Origin of the sequence: Streptomyces sp. SID3343 (genome assembly GCF_009865215.1) — a bacterium.
Lineage (GTDB): Bacteria > Actinomycetota > Actinomycetes > Streptomycetales > Streptomycetaceae > Embleya.
Genome location: NZ_WWJX01000171.1, coordinates 1 through 381, shown reverse-complemented (window position 1 = coordinate 381; position 381 = coordinate 1). Strand labels below are relative to the sequence as shown.

The following is a 381-nucleotide window of genomic DNA, read 5'->3' as shown; positions in this document are numbered from 1 at the left end:
AGTGTGATGCGCCAGAAATTCTGAGGGTTGGTTCTGCTCTGTTTTCTGGCCGGTAGTTCCGACCTTGGTGAGGTAGTCGGCGAGAGAGTTGAGGATCTCGTCGGCTGTCTCGGTCCAGGTGAAGGGCCGCGGGTTTTCGTTCCAGGTGTCGATCCAAGCGCTGGCCCATGTGACGCGCGGTGGGCAGCGGCCCCAGGCCAACCCGAGCCGTCATGGCCACGAAACTGCGACGGCGAGGAAACCCCGGCCGGGGGCGCCCGTCGCCGGGGCGCCCGCGCATTACCACCCGATGGACCAACGACGACGGCCACACCGTCAAGTCCGTCATGACACAAGAGGTCGCCGCGCGATCCGACGAACAGATCCGCGCGATGCACCGCC

Annotated in this window: 1 pseudogene; it reads right to left on the bottom strand. The window is 65.6% G+C overall.

The features are described 5' to 3' along the window. A pseudogene (locus tag GT354_RS53545) lies at positions 1-201 on the bottom strand (hypothetical protein); the annotation flags it as partial. Between the last annotated feature and the right edge of the window lie 180 nt (positions 202-381).